The sequence below is a fragment of the Fictibacillus sp. B-59209 genome (assembly GCF_036216745.1).
Taxonomy (GTDB): Bacteria; Bacillota; Bacilli; order Bacillales; family Fictibacillaceae; genus Fictibacillus_C; species Fictibacillus_C marinisediminis.
The window spans coordinates 17,474-34,492 of record NZ_JARMMC010000014.1; the positions used below are offsets into that span (position 1 = coordinate 17,474).

The window sequence follows — 17,019 nt, forward strand, 5'->3', positions numbered from 1 at the left end:
GGAGTGCAACATGCGAATAGTATTGCAGCGCGTCACAGATGCTGCCGTTACGGTAGAGGGAAAAGTGGTCGGCCAGATCGGCCACGGCTTGATGCTCCTTGTCGGAGTGACGCATGAAGATACAGAAAAAGATGCGGCTTTTCTTGCTGAAAAAGCAGTAAATCTCCGCATCTTTGAAGATGATCAGCAAAAAATGAACCTGTCACTCATAGACGTGGGAGGTTCCATATTATCGGTTTCACAGTTTACGCTATATGGTGACTGCAGAAAAGGCCGCCGCCCAAATTTCATGGGTGCTGCCAAACCTGATCATGCTTCTGATTTGTATGATAAATTCAACGATATGCTCCGTGAAAAGGGCATTGAGGTCAAAACCGGAATCTTTGGAGCGATGATGGATGTTGCATTCACCAATAACGGTCCAGTAACGCTCATTCTCGACAGCAGGGAATAAGTCCTGTTAAAACCTTCACCTTTTGGAAAAACTATAGCAAAAGGTGAAAGGAAGATGATGATGCGGCACGGAGAAAAGGGTGAACATGTCAATTCGCATATAAACCAGCTGATGGGGATTGACTTTCATGACTTTATACAGAAAGAGGCGTCTTCGAGCACGATGGAACTCGCTGAGGAATTTGGCGTCCCTCTACGCAGTGTGATCAGCCTTCGCAAAAAAATGAAACGCTGACTGCAACTTTTTTGCAAAAGGGATTGACATAGCTCTTTTTGATGAGTAAGATAAATAACAATTCAATGAAATCACCAGTGACGGAGAAAAGTAGGTAAACTCCACATGCCAAGAGAGGAAATGCCAGAGGCTGCAAGCATTTCTGCATGATGATTTAGTGAAAGACACTCCCGAGGTTTCAATTCGAACGGAAAATGGACAATGCCCAGTAGAGTTGGACGCATGCAGGCGTTACGTGCAATTATGAGCGGAAGCATGAGCTTCAACCAGGGTGGCACCGCGGGTATATAACTCCCGTCCCTATTATTATTCAGATAATAATAGGGACGGGAGTTTTTTATTTTTCACGAAAGATTATTGGTTAACCAGGATGCAAGGAGGATGAAGGATGGGTTATCAAATCCCGAGAGGAACCCAGGATATTTTACCGGGTACAGTTGAAAAATGGCAGTTTGTTGAAGAGAAAGCACGAGAAATCTGCAGCAGATACAATTACAAGGAGATCAGAACACCGATTTTTGAACATACAGAACTGTTTTTAAGAAGTGTCGGAGATACAACTGACATCGTTCAAAAGGAAATGTACACGTTCACGGACCGCGGCGATAGGAGCCTGACACTGCGTCCGGAAGGAACGGCAAGCACAGTCAGGGCTTACGTCGAGAACAAATTATTTGGCCTGGCTCAGCAGCCTACTAAATTATATTACATCGGCCCAATGTTCCGTTATGAAAGGCCACAGGCTGGAAGATACCGTCAGTTTGTACAGTTTGGCATTGAAGCCATGGGCAGTGATGACCCATCCATCGATGCGGAAGTCATGGCACTGGCGATGGATGTCTACAAGGAACTTGGATTAAAAAGTCTTCGTCTCGTCTTAAATACTTTAGGAGACAAAGAAAGCCGAAAAGCGCATAGAGAAGCGCTTGTGGCGCACTTTGAACCGCGGATCGGAGAGTTCTGCCATGACTGCCAGAACCGTCTTCAAACCAATCCGCTCAGAATCTTGGATTGTAAAAAGGACCGGGATCATGAACTGATGAAAACAGCTCCATCGATTCATGATTATTTGAACGAAGAGTCACGGGAATATTTCGAAACAGTCAAGTCGACATTGACGGCAATGGGAATCGAATATGTGATCGATCCTAAACTCGTACGGGGCTTGGATTACTACAACCATACCGCTTTTGAAATCATGAGTGATGCGGAAGGCTTTGGAGCTATCACAACGTTAAGCGGAGGCGGCAGATACAACGGCCTTGCAGAAGAAGTTGGCGGCCCAGCCACACCAGGGATTGGATTTGCAATGAGCCTTGAACGATTATTGCTCGCTTTAGATGCAGAGGGTGTTAAGCTGCCGATCGAAGATTCTCTTGACTGTTACCTCATTACCATGGGCGATCAGGCGAAAGAGAAAGCACCGTCTCTTCTCTATCGATTCCGTAAAGCCGGATTAAAAGCAGATAAAGATTATCTGGATAAAAAGATGAAAGCTCAGTTCAAAGCTGCAGACAGGACAAATGCCAAATTTGTTGCGGTCCTTGGCGATGATGAACTTGCGAATGGCGTCATCTCTGTTAAGGATATGGAGTCTGGTGAACAAACGGAAGTCGCACTCGACCAAGTCACAGAATATATACTGAAGCAAATTTGAGGAGGAATAACATCATGTCGGAAAGAACACATCAATGCGGAACATTAACTGAGAAGCATGTCGGAGAAGAAGTAAAGCTTACCGGCTGGGTACAGAAGCGAAGAGATCTTGGAGGATTGATATTCATCGACCTTCGCGACCGTTCAGGACAGGTTCAGGTTGTTTTTAACCCCGAAGTATCCAGTGAAGCATTAGATATTGCTGAAAAAGTGAGAAGTGAATTTGTTCTCTCTGTTAAAGGAACTGTAATTGCACGTGAGGAAGGTACTATTAATGAAAATGTACCGACCGGCCGAATTGAGATTCAAGGTAAAGAACTTGAAATCATCAACAGTTCAAAAACACCTCCTTTTTCCATTTCGGATGATAATGAAATTAATGAAGATGTCCGTTTAAAATATCGTTATCTGGATTTGAGAAGGCCGGTCATGCAGGAGACGATGAAACTGCGTTACCGTGTAACAAAAATGATTCGTGATTTTCTTGATCAGCAGGAGTTTATGGAAATTGAAACACCAATGCTGACAAAAAGTACTCCAGAAGGAGCCAGAGACTATTTGGTGCCAAGCCGGGTGCACCCAGGACAATTCTATGCCTTGCCGCAGTCTCCTCAGCTCTTTAAGCAGCTCTTGATGGTATCTGGATTTGAACGCTATTTCCAAGTCGTCCGCTGCTTCCGTGATGAAGACTTACGGGCGGACCGCCAGCCTGAGTTTACACAGATCGATATCGAGACTTCATTCCTTGGTCAAGAAGGCTTGATGAGCATGATGGAAGACCTTATGGTTCAAATGGCAAGTGAAGTCCGCGGATTCTCCGTACAGACTCCTCTGCCTCGCCTTACTTATGCAGAAGCAATGGAGCGCTACGGATCTGACAAACCGGATACACGTTTTGGGATGGAACTGATTAACGTTTCTGAAATTGTAAAAGAATCAGGATTTAAGGTATTTGCTTCTACCGTTTTGGATGGTGGAGAAGTCAAAGCCATCAACGTAAAAGGGCAAGCGGGCAATTACTCTCGAAAAGACATTGATCTGCTTACTGAATTCGTGAAACGGTATGGCGCAAAAGGATTGGCATGGCTCAAGTTTGAAGAGCATGAATTAAAAGGGCCGATCGCGAAATTCTTTACTGATGAAGAAAAACAAGGCCTTCTTGCTGCTTTAGAAGGTGAAGAGGGAGATTTATTCCTGTTCGTCGCTGACAGCAAAAAAGTAGTTGCCGATGCTCTTGGAGCACTTCGCCTAAAGCTGGGTAAAGACCTTGATCTTATCGACGAAAGTGTGTTGAACTTCCTTTGGGTCGTTGATTTCCCGCTTGTTGAATATGATGAAGATGCAAACCGTTACGTTGCTCTTCACCATCCGTTCACGATGCCGAAAGAAGAAGATCTTGATCAGCTTGAGAGCAATCCCGGAGCTGTTCGTGCAAAAGCGTATGACCTTGTATTAAATGGGTATGAACTTGGCGGAGGATCTCAGCGTATTTATCAGCGTGATCTTCAGGAAAAAATGTTCAAGACGCTCGGATTTACTGAAGAGGCAGCAAAGGAAGAGTTCGGTTTCTTAATGGATGCTTTTGAATATGGTACGCCACCGCATGGCGGTATTGCTTTAGGCCTAGACAGACTCGTGATGATTCTTGCCGGCAGAAACAACTTGAGAGATACGATCGCATTCCCGAAAACAGCCAGCGCAAGCTGTCTGTTAACGAATGCTCCATCACATGTTAGTGAAAAACAGCTCAATGAACTTCACCTCGCCGTAAAAGTGGAAAAAGAGAACGGACAAAAGGCATAGGTAAGAAGTTTGAACTGTTAGAAAATTTAAATAATACGCTCCGATTCGCTTGTTTTCAATAAAACGATGTGGTATGATTTATACCAATAAGAGTCCTGATGTGTTCGTTAATACCGAATGTTTTGAGCCAACACTTTTTATTCGGGAGTCAGTGTTTCTGCAAGGCGTGCATGCCTCCGCGAAGAGGACGCATAAATTGCGGAACAGGGCACCCACCTGCGAGAGCAGGTTCAAAACTTAGGAACTGACGGCACAGTTGGGACTCTCATCCAACACTTAATCTAATACAAGAATATAGAGGAAACCCGGACGGTTTGTCCGGGTTTTTGTAGTTTTTTGCTGCAGGATTTGAGTAAAGGTTGTACATGACAGGGAAATAGTATATTCTTTTTAGGAAGTAAGCTAAGAAGGTACTATGAAGTAATGTCTAGCTTCAGCGCCTAGGGATGAAAATGAATTTCAGTTTTCAGTGTTGCTGAGTAAGAGTTCCAGCACTTGTCGGACCTTAGCAAGTCGCTTGCGCTTTTCTAGACTTGAAAGGAGAAGGTTCATGTTACATCAGTTTTCAAGAAATGAGCTCGCCATTGGCGAAGATGGATTAGCCGCTTTAAAAGGAAGCACTGTCGGAATTCTTGGTATTGGAGGAGTCGGTTCTTTTTCAGCTGAAGCGCTTGCTCGAGCTGGAATCGGCAAACTTATCCTTGTGGATAAGGATGTTGTGGATATCACGAATGTCAACCGGCAGATCCATGCTTTATTGTCCACGGTAGGCCAGTCCAAAGTAGAACTTATGAAACAGCGCATTGCGGATATTAATCCCGAATGCGAAGTGATAGCATTACAAATGTTTTATACAGAAGAGACGTATGAACAGTTTTTTGCGTACGGCCTTGATTTTGTTGTGGATGCATCGGATACGATCACCTATAAAGTGCATCTTGCAAAGGAGTGCCTGACAAGAAAGATTCCGATCATTGCCAGCATGGGAGTGGCGAACAAGCTGGATCCGACTAGACTTCGCATTGCGGATATTTCAAAAACGTCGTATGATCCGATTGCCAGGGTAATGAGGCAGCGTCTTCGGAAGGAAGGCATCCATAAAGGAGTAACAGTAGTTTTCTCCGATGAAAAACCTGTTCAGATCAGAGAAGACATCCGGGAGAAAATTGTTCCTGAAAATGCTCCAGGAATCAGAAAAGCTAAAATGCCGCCGTCCTCCAATTCTTTTGTTCCATCCGTTTCGGGACTGTTTATGGCAGGCCACGTGGTAAACAAACTGCTTGAAATTCATAACATTACCATTAATAGAATGAATTGATTCATGCAAAAAAGGGGCTGTCCTGAAAGTCGAAAATTGACCTTCAGCAGCTCCTTTTTAGCTTGAAAATCTTCAATGAAAAGTTGATTGAAGTGGAAGGTGCGAGACTCCTGCGGGACTAGCGTGACAGGTGAGACTCCCGCAGGCGCTAGCGCCAAGAGGCTCACCGCACGCCTCGCGGAAAGCGAGCACCCTGGAACAGAAATCAACAGCTTACAGACTTCTTGGACAGCCCCTTTATTTTGCAAGTTTTTCGAGGTTTCCATTTTTGTCCATTCTGAAACTTTGGTTATCTGCGGCATCATCCTGCAGCAGCACCATTCTTCTTGCACGGTCCATAATCTGCAGCAGTGCCTGGTAATCTTCTTTCATGGCCGCAAAGTCTTTTTCCACCTTGTTCAGCTGCTCAGTAAGCTTCTGGTTTTGATGGAAAAGTTCTTCATTTTGCCGTTTTAGTGAGGCATTCTCGCCTTCTATTCGCCCATTTGCGAGACCGTTTCTATTGATTTCCGATAAGTAATCAATCACGTCATTAAGGCATATATTCTCTGTCTGATAGGTCTGGTAGGATGCCTGAGCAGGCTGAATACTTGGAACAGGCACTGCTGCTGTATAGGCAGGTTCAGCCAGCTCCTGCTGAGGGGCAGTAGAGGTGAACGGTGTTCTGAAAAATTCTTCAGGATGGTATACTTCATCATCTGCTGGTACCGCCTGTTTAACCGGAGCTTTTACTGGTTTGCTTTGCTGCTGGCCTTTAGCGATCGCCCGCTGCCGTTCTTTTCGCTGTTTTTTGGCAATCTTCAATGCTTGTTCGTATTTCTTTCTTACGATCGCATTCCACCGGAAGCCTACAGCTGCGCTCGTGCGCTCCAGTTTATCGCCGACTTCCTCAAAGGCATGGAGCTGCGTACTGCCTTCGCGCACATGACGCAATACAGTTTCCGCAAGAAGCAGATCATCTTCTTCAGACCAGGCATCCTGTCTTACTTTTATCATATATATCCTCTCCTTGATTCATAATGTACGAGTTTATGTTCTCATTTTGAGCAAAAGGAGAGGATTCTATACGTGCTCAGCAAAAATTGATAGTTTTTTATTAGCAGAGTGCTAGATTACGTTTCACTTCGTTTTCTTTCGTTAAAGTAATCAAGCCTTTTCTGTATGCTTTTTTCAAAACCTCTGCCAGTCGGCTCGTAAAAGGTTTTGTTCTTCAAGTGGTCAGGCAAGTATTGCTGAACGACATACCCATCCTGGAAGTTATGAGGATATTGATAATCTTTGCCATGCTCCAGCTGGCTAGCCCCTTTATAATGCGCATCACGTAAATGGATGGGAACCTGTCCGCTTTTTTCTTTCTTCACAGCCTGAAGTGCATTATCGATGCCCATGATAACTGCATTGCTCTTTGGAGCGGTAGCGAGATAAACTACCGCTTCGGCCAGAGGAATCCGAGCTTCAGGCATTCCGACGAAATCCACCGCGTAAGCTGCAGCTTGCGCAACGAGAAGGGCGTTCGGATCAGCGAGGCCGATGTCCTCAGCTGCGTGGACATAAATCCTCCGGGCGATGAACCTTGGATCTTCACCGGCATAGATCATCTTAGCCAGCCAATATAGGGCGGCATCTGGATCAGAGCCTCTAATGCTTTTTATAAAAGCAGAGATCGTATCATAATGGTTGTCCCCTTTTTTGTCGTACTGCAGCACCCGCTGCTGAATGCTTTCTTCTGCAATTTCCAGGTTTATGCGAATCTGGCCGGAAGCGTCTGGTTTTGTCGTCAGAACAGCGAGCTCCAAAGCGTTCAATGCAGTCCTGGCATCTCCGTTGGCTACAGACACGAGGTGGCTGAGTGCATCATCATCCATTGTAATATTGTATTTTCCGTAGCCTCTCTCTTTATCTTCAAGTGTATGAAGGATTACAGAGCGTGTGTGTTCATCTGTTAAATGTTCAAAACGGAACAAGCGTGATCGAGAAAGCAAGGCAGGGTTAATTTCAAACATTGGACTTTCCGTAGTTGCACCGATTAAAATTACCGTTCCATCTTCAACGAAAGGCAGGAGGGCGTCCTGCTGGCTTTTATTGAAGCGGTGTATTTCATCTATAAAAAGAACCGTTTTCGTTTCATCCATCAACAGCCGTTCTTTCGCTTCACTCGTCACCCTTTTGATGTCAGCAACTCCGGAAGTGACGGCGTTTAATTGCTCAAAGTAGGCAGACGTAGAATTAGCGATGATTTTCGCAAGCGTCGTTTTTCCTGTTCCGGGCGGCCCAAAAAAAATCATCGGTGTGAGCTGATCCGCTTCGATAGCTCTCCTTAAAAGCTTTCCTTCACCTACAATATGGGATTGGCCGATAAATTCTTTTATTGACCGGGGCCTCATTCGGCTTGCGAGCGGTCCCATCGCTTTTTTTTCATGAGATTGGTGATCACTGAACAAATCCATTTGAACCCTCCTAATAAGAAAAGCGCAAGCGCCCTGATAAGGCTCTGCAAGCGCTGAAGCTAGACATTCCTGCATCTCATTCTTTTGTAATCAAAAGGTACTATACCGTTCATTTGAATGCAAGAATAAGCTGTTTCATGCTATAATAGTTTGGGTTTATATGCAAAAACAGGCACAGGGAAGGAAATACTAATGAAAATAGTAAACCGCCTCGCAAGGCCCTTCTTTGTCAAATGGCTTGTGTTTTTTATGGGTCTGCTGATCATGTCATTTGGAATCTCTCTCATGATTAAAGCCAATTTAGGCAGTGCCCCGTGGGATGTTTTACATATCGGTTTGTATTATCAGTTTGGTTTATCAATCGGTACTTGGTCAATTATTATTGGATTTCTTATCATTGGTGCGACCTCATGGCTTACTAAAAAATGGCCGCAGGCCGGAGCCTTTCTGAACATGCTGTTTGTAGGGATATTTATAGATGGTTACTTGATGCTGCCGTTTTTTAAAACACCTGATTCAACTGCGGCGGCAATTATTATGTTAGCAGCCGGGCTAATCATTAACGGTTTTGGAATCGGGCTATACATTGCAAGTGACTGCGGCGCCGGTCCGCGGGACAGCTTAATGCTGGCATTGACAGAGAAAACCGGCAAAAAGGTTGCCCACATCAGGCTGTTCATGGAACTTTTTGTTCTGGCAGGAGGGTGGCTGCTAAAGGGACCCGTTTCCCTCGGTACCATCCTGTTTTGTGTATCCATTGGCAGCATTGTGGGATATACCTTGTCTTTTTGTAAAAAAATCGTTAACTATTGGATAGAACGGAGCGTGTATGATGAAGATCTCAACAAAAGGACGATATGGCTTGACCATCATGATGGCCTTGGCAAAAAAGTTCGGTGAAGGGCCTGTCGCTTTAAAATTGATTGCGAAAGAACACAGTTTGTCTGAGCACTACCTGGAGCAGCTGATCTCTCCGCTAAGGAATGCAGGGCTTGTAAAAAGCATCAGGGGTGCCTATGGAGGCTATGTTCTTGCTCAAGACGCGAAAACCATCACTGCCGGGGACATCATTCGGGTTCTCGAGGGGCCGATCAGCCCTGTAGAGGTTATGGAAGACGAAGAGCCGGCAAAGCGTGATCTTTGGATAAAGATCCGTGATGCAGTAAAAGATGTACTCGATAACACAACATTGGATGATCTTGCGAACTATCAAGGCGAAGGAGAACAAGACTCCTACATGTTTTACATTTAATGAATGAAAAGAAAGCGGGTGATCCTATGGATCGCATCTATGTAGACCATGCGGCAACGTCCCCGATTCATCCGGACGTTGTGCAGGAAATGCTGCCTTATTTTACAGAACACTTCGGAAATCCTTCCAGCATTCATCAATTTGGCAGAAAAACACGCCAGCTGCTCGATGAAGCGAGAATTACAGCAGCAAAAAGCATCGGCGCCCATCCCAACCAGATCATGTTTACGAGCGGGGGAACGGAAGCGGATAATGCCGCAATTTTTGGCACAGTTTATGCCAATAGCGAACATGGCAAGCACATCATCACCACGCAGATCGAGCATCATGCCGTACTTCATGCTTGCGAGGAGCTTGAACGTCAAGGGTTTGAGGTAACATACCTGCCTGTGGATGAAACAGGGAGAATTTCAATTCAAGCTCTAAAAAAAGCGTTGAGAGAAGATACGATTCTTGTCACAGTCATGTATGGAAACAATGAGGTAGGAACAATCCAGGATATACAGGCGATCGGGGAGATTTTAAAAGATCACCACGCCTATTTCCATACAGATGCCGTGCAGGCATACGGAGTTCTCTCACTAAACGTTCAAGAATTGCAGGTCGATCTGCTGAGTGTATCCGGCCACAAGATTAACGGACCAAAGGGAACGGGATATCTTTATATTGGTGATGGGGTCTCCATTGCACCATCCTTTTTTGGCGGAGAACAAGAGCGGAAACGCCGGGCAGGAACAGAAAATGTTGCTGGAATTGCGGGTTTCGCGAAGGCCATTTCCATAATGGCTGAAGAAGGTCCTCAAAAAGCAGAAACATATGAAGGTTTTAAAAAGACCATGTTGTCCATATTTAAGGAAGAAGGCATTGAACACATGGTAAATGGTTCTGCTGAACACGGGCTGCCTCATATCTTAAATGTCAGCTTTCCGGGTGTGAAAACAGAAGTGCTGCTCGTAAACCTTGATCTGGCAGGAATTGCGGCTTCTAGCGGATCAGCCTGCACAGCAGGATCGATTGAGCCTTCCCATGTACTCACGGCAATGTTCGGAAAGACAGATCGAACAAAGAATGCGATCCGATTCAGTTTTGGATTGCATAATACAGAGGAACAAATCGAGAAAACGGCACGTGAGACAGCAAAAATAGTGAAACGTCTGCAAAAATAAGGTAAACTCTAAAATATGCATTTTTTCAAAAAAGCATAAGACATGCTCTCAATAGATTTTACGAGCCATTGAAAATGAAAGGGGGGTGAAAGAGAATGTCAGCACGACAATCAAAATCACCTGCAGAAACACGCGTCGTCATTGGGATGTCGGGCGGTGTGGATTCTTCTGTTGCAGCACTCTTGCTTAAACAGCAAGGCTATGACGTCATCGGGATTTTTATGAAAAACTGGGATGATACAGATGAATTCGGTGTCTGTACGGCAACAGAGGATTACAATGATGTAATCGCGGTTGCGAATCAGATTGGAATTCCTTATTACGCCGTTAATTTTGAAAAAGAATATTGGGACAAGGTTTTTACCTATTTCCTTGAAGAATATAAAGCGGGAAGAACTCCGAACCCGGATGTTATCTGCAATAAAGAAATTAAGTTTAAGGCGTTTCTTGATCATGCCATGAACCTAGGAGCTGATTTCGTTGCAACAGGCCACTATGCCCGTGTTGTGGAAGAAGAAGGAGAAGCAAAGATGCTTCGAGGTGTTGATGAGAACAAAGATCAGACCTACTTCCTGAATCAGCTGTCACAGGAGCAGATTGAGAAAACGATGTTCCCGATCGGCGAATTGAACAAGCCGGAGATTCGCAAAATTGCTGCTGAAGCCGGGCTGGCCACAGCGAAGAAAAAGGATTCCACAGGCATCTGTTTTATTGGAGAACGGGATTTTAAAGAGTTCCTCAGCAATTATCTTCCAGCAAAACCAGGTGAGATGCGTACGCTCAATGGAGATGTAAAGGGTAAGCATGACGGGTTGATGTATTATACCATCGGACAGCGCCATGGCCTTGGCATCGGAGGAAGCGGAGATCCGTGGTTTGTTGTTGGCAAAGACTTGAAGGAGAACGTTCTTTTCGTGGAACAGGGCTTTGATCATGAAGCGCTCTACAGTGAAAGTCTGGTTGCAGTTAAACCAAGCTGGGTAAGTCCGCAGCCAAAAGAAAAAACATTTCATTGTACAGCAAAATTCAGATACCGTCAGCCTGATAAAGGTGTTACCGTCACTCAACTGGATAATGGGACCCTTGAGGTGGTATTTGATGAACCACAGCGTGCGATTACGCCGGGCCAGGCCGTTGTCTTCTATGACGGAGATGTCTGCCTTGGCGGTGCTACCATTGATGAGGTTATCAAAAACGGAGAACCTATTTCTTATTTATAAGCCGACCAGTCCTTTGTATATGAAGGACTGGTTTTTTTTATTAAGGTGCTCCATTCTTTGTTATACTTTAATCAGAACAGATTTCAGGAGGATGGCAGTGGAACAGGATTATTTTAAAAAGGGTAAATTAGAGGAAACGGCAAAAGCACTTGAACAGCAGATTGAAAAAGAACCGGGCAACCCGGTACCTTATATTAACTATGGGAATTTGTTATCGGCTGTCCACGAGCACGAGAAAGCCCTCGTTTTTTTCGAAAAATCTCTTGAGCTTGATTCGGAAGCAGGAGCTGCTCTTTATAGTACGGGCATCGCATTCTATCAGCTTAGAAGGTTTCAAGAAGCAAGAGAATTCTTTCTCAAGGCGATGGAAAAAGGGGTGAATGAGGGCGACGTTCATTTTATGCTCGGTATGTGCTTTGTCCAAAAAGGGGAACAAATCAGGGCTCTGCCGCATTTTCTGCGTGCATCAGAAATGAACGAAAACGACACAGAGTCTCTTTTTCAATATGGGCTCTGTCTCGCTCAGCTCGAGCAGGTAAAACAGGCAAAAAACGTTTTTTTAACGGTAACTGAAAAAGATCCGGGTCATGCAGATGCATTTTATAACCTTGGTGTGGCCTGTGTTTACTTCGATGAACTGGACGCTGCCAATCATGCTTTCAGCAAGGCGCTCAGTATACAGCCCGATCATTATCTCGCTGCAAACGGAAAAAAGAACGTGGAAAATAAAATGCAATAATGGCTGTGGAGAAAAAAGCTGTGCAGTCTGAATTATTTTAAAGTCAGGAGACCAAAGATGGATAAACAGTCTTCTTTCGATTTATTCGATGAACAAGCAAAATATTTAAAAGGCACGCTGCTTACCACCATTTTCTTTAATCAGGAAAACTTGTACACTGTCGCACGCATCCGCGTGCATGAGACGAATGAATCGTACGATGAGAAGGAGGCAATAATCACAGGTACTCTTCCTCCGCTGTATCAGGATGAACGCTATATTTTCTTTGGCCATTTCAAAGAACATCCGAAATACGGAAAACAATATCATGTGACACAGTTCCGCAAAGATATGCCGCAGACCAAAGAAGGAATGGTTCAATATCTTTCTGGTGACCTCTTCCATGGAATCGGCAAGAAAACAGCCGAAGCAATCGTCAATCATCTGGGGGAAAACGCCATTTCTGCGATATTGGAAAATCCGGATGTGTTGAATGGCATCCCGCAGCTGAATGAAGAAAAAGCAAAGAATTTGTATGACGTTCTTATTGAGCACCAAGGGCTTGAGCAGGTCATGGTGACGCTGAATCCATTTGGTATCGGTCCCCAGCTCTCCATGAAAATTTATCAAACGTATAAGGAAGAAGCTCTTCATATCATTCAAAATAATCCATACCAGCTCATCTATGACATTGAAGGAATTGGTTTTCAGCGTGCCGACGAGCTTGGTAAAGGGATTGGGCTTTCATACAACCATCCGGAACGGATCAGAGCAGGCTGTTTATATATCCTTCAGGATAGGGGAACGGACGCCGGCCACGTTTATCTTCCTTCTGAACTTGTGATGGAAGAAGTGAAAAAACTGCTCACCAATGGAGAAGCTCCGATCAACGATTCAGATATTTTCCGTGAGATTGAGGCCCTAAGAGAGGATCAAAAAATCGTCATGGAGGATGACAGGCTCTATCTGCCCTCACTGTATTTTTCTGAAAAAGGGCTTGCAGAATCGGTAACAGGCATTGCCAGCCAGGAGGAGTATAAGGAAGCTTTTCCTCATTCCGAATTCCTAAAAGCACTGGGTGAACTGGAAGAAAGACTGGGAATCGAGTATGCGCCATCACAAAAGCAGGCGATCGAGACGGCTGTTTATTCACCGGTCATGGTGCTTACAGGCGGTCCAGGTACGGGTAAGACTACCGTTATTAAAGGGATTGTCGAAGTATATGCAGAACTGCACGGTGTTTCATTGGACCCTTCATCCTATAAGAAGGATGAACCGTTCCCTGTGCTGCTTGTTGCTCCAACCGGCAGGGCCGCAAAACGGATGTCAGAATCCACGGGTATTCCAGCATTTACGATCCATCGTCTGTTAGGGTGGAAAGGCGGAGCGGGCTTTGAACATAGTGATGAGAACCCGCTGGAAGGAAAACTCCTTATAGTAGATGAGATGTCAATGGTTGACATTTGGCTTGCACATGCCCTGTTTAAAGCAGTTCCAGGCAATATTCAAATCATTATTGTCGGGGACGAAGATCAGCTGCCTTCTGTTGGTCCTGGCCAAGTGCTGCGGGATCTGATTGCATCGAAAGTGATTCCCACGGTTGAACTAAAAGACATTTACAGGCAGGCAGAAGGCTCGTCCATCATTGAATTGGCTCATAACATGAAGAACGGCGTACTTCCGAATGATCTGAGAAAAAGAAAAGCGGACCGAAGCTTCTTTTCTTGCCAGCCGCAGCAAGTTCTGGAAGTGGTGAAACAGGTGTGCCAAAACGCGAGGCAAAAAGGGTATACGCCCAGGGATATTCAAGTCCTGGCTCCCATGTACAAGGGCAATGCAGGTATCGATATTCTGAATCAGACGCTGCAGGAACTCTTTAATCCTTCAGGGCCGCAAAAACGCGAGTTGAATATTCAGCAGGTGGCTTTCAGGGTTGGGGATAAGGTACTGCAGCTCGTTAATCAGCCGGAAGACAACGTGTACAACGGCGATATGGGAGAGATCGTATCCATTATTTATGCAAAAGAAACGACGGATAAGGAAGATCAGCTCGTGGTTGCGTTTGATGATGTGGAAGTCGTGTATACACGATCAGATTTTCATCATATAACACATGCTTACTGCTGTTCGATCCATAAGTCTCAGGGAAGTGAATTTCCGATCGTGATCATGCCAGTGGTGAAAAGTTATTTCCGTATGCTGCGAAGAAACTTGATCTATACCGGGATTACAAGAAGCCGAGAATTTTTAATTCTGTGCGGAGAAGAATCCGCCTTTGAACTTGCTGTTCAGCGTAATGATGAATCTGCCAGGTATTCGAGACTGAAGGAGCGGCTGACTCAGTTTAACATGGAAAACGTTTCAAGCATGAACCCTTAGAAGTCGTGGAATGATAAGAATGTTCGGAAGGGTGGGGGTTACTTTGCGGACATTTTCTTTTTTAAAAGGACGAAGAGCAATGCATGCCGATAGCCAAAAAATCATCGGACGAGTAGAAGATGTGGTGGTAGATTCTAAAGGAAACGTGCTTGGTTTCATAATTTGTGAAAAAAGTCTTTCCTTTTCCTTTCGAAAGAAGTATGTGCCTTACACTTCTGTGTCGATGGCTGGCCAGGATTCTGTATTGCTGTGCAGCTGCAGGCCGTACAAGATACCCTTCCAAGCTAAGGGGACTTTTACGATGGCAAAACATCCTCGCTGTATTTTAAAGCAGGCTCTCCTTTCAAAAGACGGAGAAACGAATGCCGTAGTAGAGGATGTATATTTTTCTGATGATTGGGGCAGGATTGTAGCAATTGAAGTGACAAAAGGTTTGTTTTCCGATTGGACGGATGGAAGATCTCTCATCTATTCCCACGAGCCGTTAACCATTGGGAAGCAGTCGCTTTTTGTACGATAAGTGCTATAAAGGAGGGCCCTCAATTTGAAATGCCCGAACTGCAGCTGCAAGGATATAGGCAAGATCGGTGTCAATCAGTATTATTGCTGGAATTGTTTTATCGAACTGTCCATTGTAAATGGCATGCTGTCCCTTCACCAAGTGGAAGAAGACGGCAGTCTGACTTCGCTTGATGATCTTTTTGAAGATCAAGATTTATCCTTTAATGCCGATGCACAATAACGTTAAGTGATCTTAATGAATGGGTGGGTGACAACATGAATAACATTTTAAAACCATTACTTGCCCTAGGCATCTGGGCAGCTTTCAAAGGAATGAAATCATCCAGAAAAAACGGGATGAATTTTATGAGGATGGACGACCTGTTATCTTCTAAAAGAGTAAGAAAAATGCGTAAGAGACTGGCAAAAGCCATTTATTAAAGAAATGAAAGTCCATGCTAAAAAAAGCATGGACTTTTTTTCATGAAATGAGAGGTTGGGGCAACAATATAAATGGAGGTGATTACTATACATCGAGAAAAGTATATGAAGTGGATCATCCGCCTGTCTCTGTTGGTACTTTTGTTTTTATGCGGCTGGCTGCTGCTTAAACTTGCCCCTTTCTGGACACCTGTGCTGACAACGGTCAAAGCGGTGTTTATCCCTTTTTTTATTGCGGTGTTCATCACCTACTTGCTTCATCCCCTCGTAGAAAAACTGCATCATTGGGGCGTTCCGCGGACGCTGGCGATTCTGTTTATCTACGTTTTGTTTTTTGGCGGTATCGGCTACGGAGTATACAAAGGCATCCCATACATGGTGCTTCAGATACGGGAACTCGTCTCAAATATACCTGCCATATCAAAAACGTACCGTAACTGGCTGCTGGAAGTGGACCACCATACCTCCCGGCTGCCTCGTTCCATCCATCTCCGCATTGAAGATTATATCCAATCGGCTGAACAATACTTGGAAAAAAGTGCGGCCAATGTGATCGGATCCATAAAAAAAATTGTCGATTATTTTTTTGTCTTGATTATCATTCCGTTCCTTGTCTTTTATTTTTTAAAGGATATTGATGCAATTAAACGAGCATGCTGGTATATAACCCCGAAAAAATGGCGGAAAGAAGGCATTCACTTATTGAAAGATATTGACCGGTCTCTTGGCGGCTATATACGCGGGCAGCTGTTTGTCGGGAGTCTTCTTGGTGCAGCTGCTGTGCTCGCTCTCTGGCTGGCAGGCATGCCTTATCCGATTATTCTTGGGATTATTATTGCCATAACCGATGTTATCCCTTATTTTGGACCAATTCTTGGTGCTGTTCCGGTTATATTCATCGCATTCACGATCTCTGTAAAAATGGTGCTGATTGTTGCAGGAATTATGCTTGTGCTTCAATTTATAGAAGGAAATATTTTAGGGCCTCTAATCGTTGGCAAAAGCCTTCATATCCATCCAGCTCTGATTATCCTCGCCCTCCTTGCAGGCGGAGAAATTGGTGGAATTCTTGGCTTGATCCTAGCTGTTCCTGTGTTTTCTATACTTAAAGTGATCGTTGTTCACATCCGTGATCACAGACTTACGGCAAAGATTGACAAAATGCCCTAGAAGGAATTATACTTACTGCAAGATAAAGCAAAACGATGATGGAGATAAGTACGTTTCTACCCTTTTATAGAGAGGAAACCCACGGCTGAAAGGTTTCTAAAAGTAAGAGGAACGGAAAGCTACTCCCGAGTGCAGTTAATACCTGCCGGTTAAACCCCGTTAACGTTTATTTAAGGTGATGATCCCCATTGAAAGCGGGTTCATAACCAGGGTGGTACCGCGTGAATAACAACTCTCGTCCCTGATGCAGATCAGGAACG

Annotated in this window: 17 protein-coding genes, 1 other RNA gene and 2 other annotated features; of the genes, 16 read left to right on the top strand and 2 right to left on the bottom strand. The window is 44.6% G+C overall.

Features of this window, described 5'->3' with window-relative positions; genetic code table 11:
- Positions 1–10 precede the first annotated feature (10 nt).
- The 6 genes from dtd to P4361_RS09085 all read left to right on the top strand — a co-directional run bounded on the left by dtd (position 11) and on the right by P4361_RS09085 (position 5,465).
- Complete coding sequence (dtd, locus tag P4361_RS09060; RefSeq protein ID WP_053357726.1) at positions 11–454, top strand: D-aminoacyl-tRNA deacylase; 444 nt, start codon at positions 11–13, stop codon at positions 452–454.
- Positions 455–508: 54 nt separating this feature from the next.
- The gene (locus P4361_RS09065) at positions 509–688 is read left to right on the top strand and encodes an RNA polymerase subunit sigma-70 (RefSeq protein ID WP_309144587.1); all 180 of its coding nucleotides are present in this window, start codon (positions 509–511) and stop codon (positions 686–688) included.
- A gap of 68 nt (positions 689–756) precedes the next feature.
- Positions 757–993: a binding site (T-box leader), on the top strand.
- An 83-nt stretch (positions 994–1,076) separates the two neighbouring features.
- Positions 1,077–2,345: a histidine--tRNA ligase gene (gene hisS / locus P4361_RS09070; protein WP_053357727.1), complete on the top strand. Its 1,269-nt coding sequence runs from the start codon at positions 1,077–1,079 to the stop codon at positions 2,343–2,345.
- 14 nt (positions 2,346–2,359) lie between these two features.
- On the top strand, positions 2,360–4,147 hold the full coding sequence (gene aspS / locus P4361_RS09075) for an aspartate--tRNA ligase (protein ID WP_328089115.1): 1,788 nt from the start codon (positions 2,360–2,362) through the stop codon (positions 4,145–4,147).
- A gap of 89 nt (positions 4,148–4,236) precedes the next feature.
- Positions 4,237–4,414, top strand: a non-coding RNA gene (ssrS, locus tag P4361_RS09080) — 6S RNA.
- 283 nt (positions 4,415–4,697) lie between these two features.
- Positions 4,698–5,465: a tRNA threonylcarbamoyladenosine dehydratase gene (locus tag P4361_RS09085; RefSeq protein ID WP_053357729.1), complete on the top strand. Its 768-nt coding sequence runs from the start codon at positions 4,698–4,700 to the stop codon at positions 5,463–5,465.
- A gap of 237 nt (positions 5,466–5,702) precedes the next feature.
- Here the strand turns inward: P4361_RS09085 and P4361_RS09090 are convergent, their stop codons facing one another.
- Together P4361_RS09090 and P4361_RS09095 are read right to left on the bottom strand one after the other, a co-directional pair.
- Positions 5,703–6,461 (bottom strand): RsfA family transcriptional regulator, encoded by a 759-nt coding sequence (locus tag P4361_RS09090; RefSeq protein ID WP_328089116.1) that lies wholly within the window; start codon positions 6,459–6,461, stop codon positions 5,703–5,705.
- Between the two features lie 116 nt (positions 6,462–6,577).
- Positions 6,578–7,912: an AAA family ATPase gene (locus P4361_RS09095; protein WP_328089117.1), complete on the bottom strand. Its 1,335-nt coding sequence runs from the start codon at positions 7,910–7,912 to the stop codon at positions 6,578–6,580.
- 192 nt (positions 7,913–8,104) lie between these two features.
- Between P4361_RS09095 and P4361_RS09100 the strand changes: the two genes are divergently transcribed.
- The 10 genes from P4361_RS09100 (at position 8,105) to P4361_RS09145 (ending at position 16,759) form a co-directional block, all read left to right on the top strand.
- The gene (locus P4361_RS09100; RefSeq protein WP_328089118.1) at positions 8,105–8,812 is read left to right on the top strand and encodes a YitT family protein; all 708 of its coding nucleotides are present in this window, start codon (positions 8,105–8,107) and stop codon (positions 8,810–8,812) included.
- Positions 8,745–9,164 (top strand): cysteine metabolism transcriptional regulator CymR, encoded by a 420-nt coding sequence (gene cymR, locus P4361_RS09105; protein ID WP_053357733.1) that lies wholly within the window; start codon positions 8,745–8,747, stop codon positions 9,162–9,164. Before P4361_RS09100 ends, cymR begins: the two co-directional genes overlap by 68 nt.
- 26 nt (positions 9,165–9,190) lie before the next feature.
- Positions 9,191–10,330: a cysteine desulfurase family protein gene (locus P4361_RS09110; protein ID WP_062236971.1), complete on the top strand. Its 1,140-nt coding sequence runs from the start codon at positions 9,191–9,193 to the stop codon at positions 10,328–10,330.
- A gap of 95 nt (positions 10,331–10,425) precedes the next feature.
- A complete protein-coding gene (gene mnmA / locus P4361_RS09115) occupies positions 10,426–11,550 on the top strand; it encodes a tRNA 2-thiouridine(34) synthase MnmA (RefSeq protein WP_053357734.1) in 1,125 nt (374 codons plus the stop codon).
- A gap of 91 nt (positions 11,551–11,641) precedes the next feature.
- Positions 11,642–12,289 carry a tetratricopeptide repeat protein gene (locus P4361_RS09120; protein WP_425590241.1) on the top strand — a complete coding sequence of 216 codons (648 nt, stop codon included), beginning with the start codon at positions 11,642–11,644 and terminating at the stop codon, positions 12,287–12,289.
- A gap of 57 nt (positions 12,290–12,346) precedes the next feature.
- Positions 12,347–14,647, top strand: coding sequence for an SF1B family DNA helicase RecD2 (gene recD2 / locus P4361_RS09125; protein ID WP_256226175.1), 2,301 nt, complete (start codon positions 12,347–12,349; stop codon positions 14,645–14,647).
- Positions 14,648–14,666: 19 nt separating this feature from the next.
- On the top strand, positions 14,667–15,167 hold the full coding sequence (locus P4361_RS09130; RefSeq protein WP_328089449.1) for a PRC-barrel domain-containing protein: 501 nt from the start codon (positions 14,667–14,669) through the stop codon (positions 15,165–15,167).
- A gap of 24 nt (positions 15,168–15,191) precedes the next feature.
- On the top strand, positions 15,192–15,389 hold the full coding sequence (locus P4361_RS09135) for a hypothetical protein (RefSeq protein WP_053357738.1): 198 nt from the start codon (positions 15,192–15,194) through the stop codon (positions 15,387–15,389).
- Positions 15,390–15,424: 35 nt separating this feature from the next.
- Positions 15,425–15,589, top strand: coding sequence for a hypothetical protein (locus P4361_RS09140; RefSeq protein WP_156316357.1), 165 nt, complete (start codon positions 15,425–15,427; stop codon positions 15,587–15,589).
- Between the two features lie 72 nt (positions 15,590–15,661).
- Complete coding sequence (locus P4361_RS09145; RefSeq protein ID WP_256226174.1) at positions 15,662–16,759, top strand: AI-2E family transporter; 1,098 nt, start codon at positions 15,662–15,664, stop codon at positions 16,757–16,759.
- Positions 16,760–16,785: 26 nt separating this feature from the next.
- Positions 16,786–17,005, top strand: a binding site (T-box leader).
- Positions 17,006–17,019 lie beyond the last annotated feature (14 nt).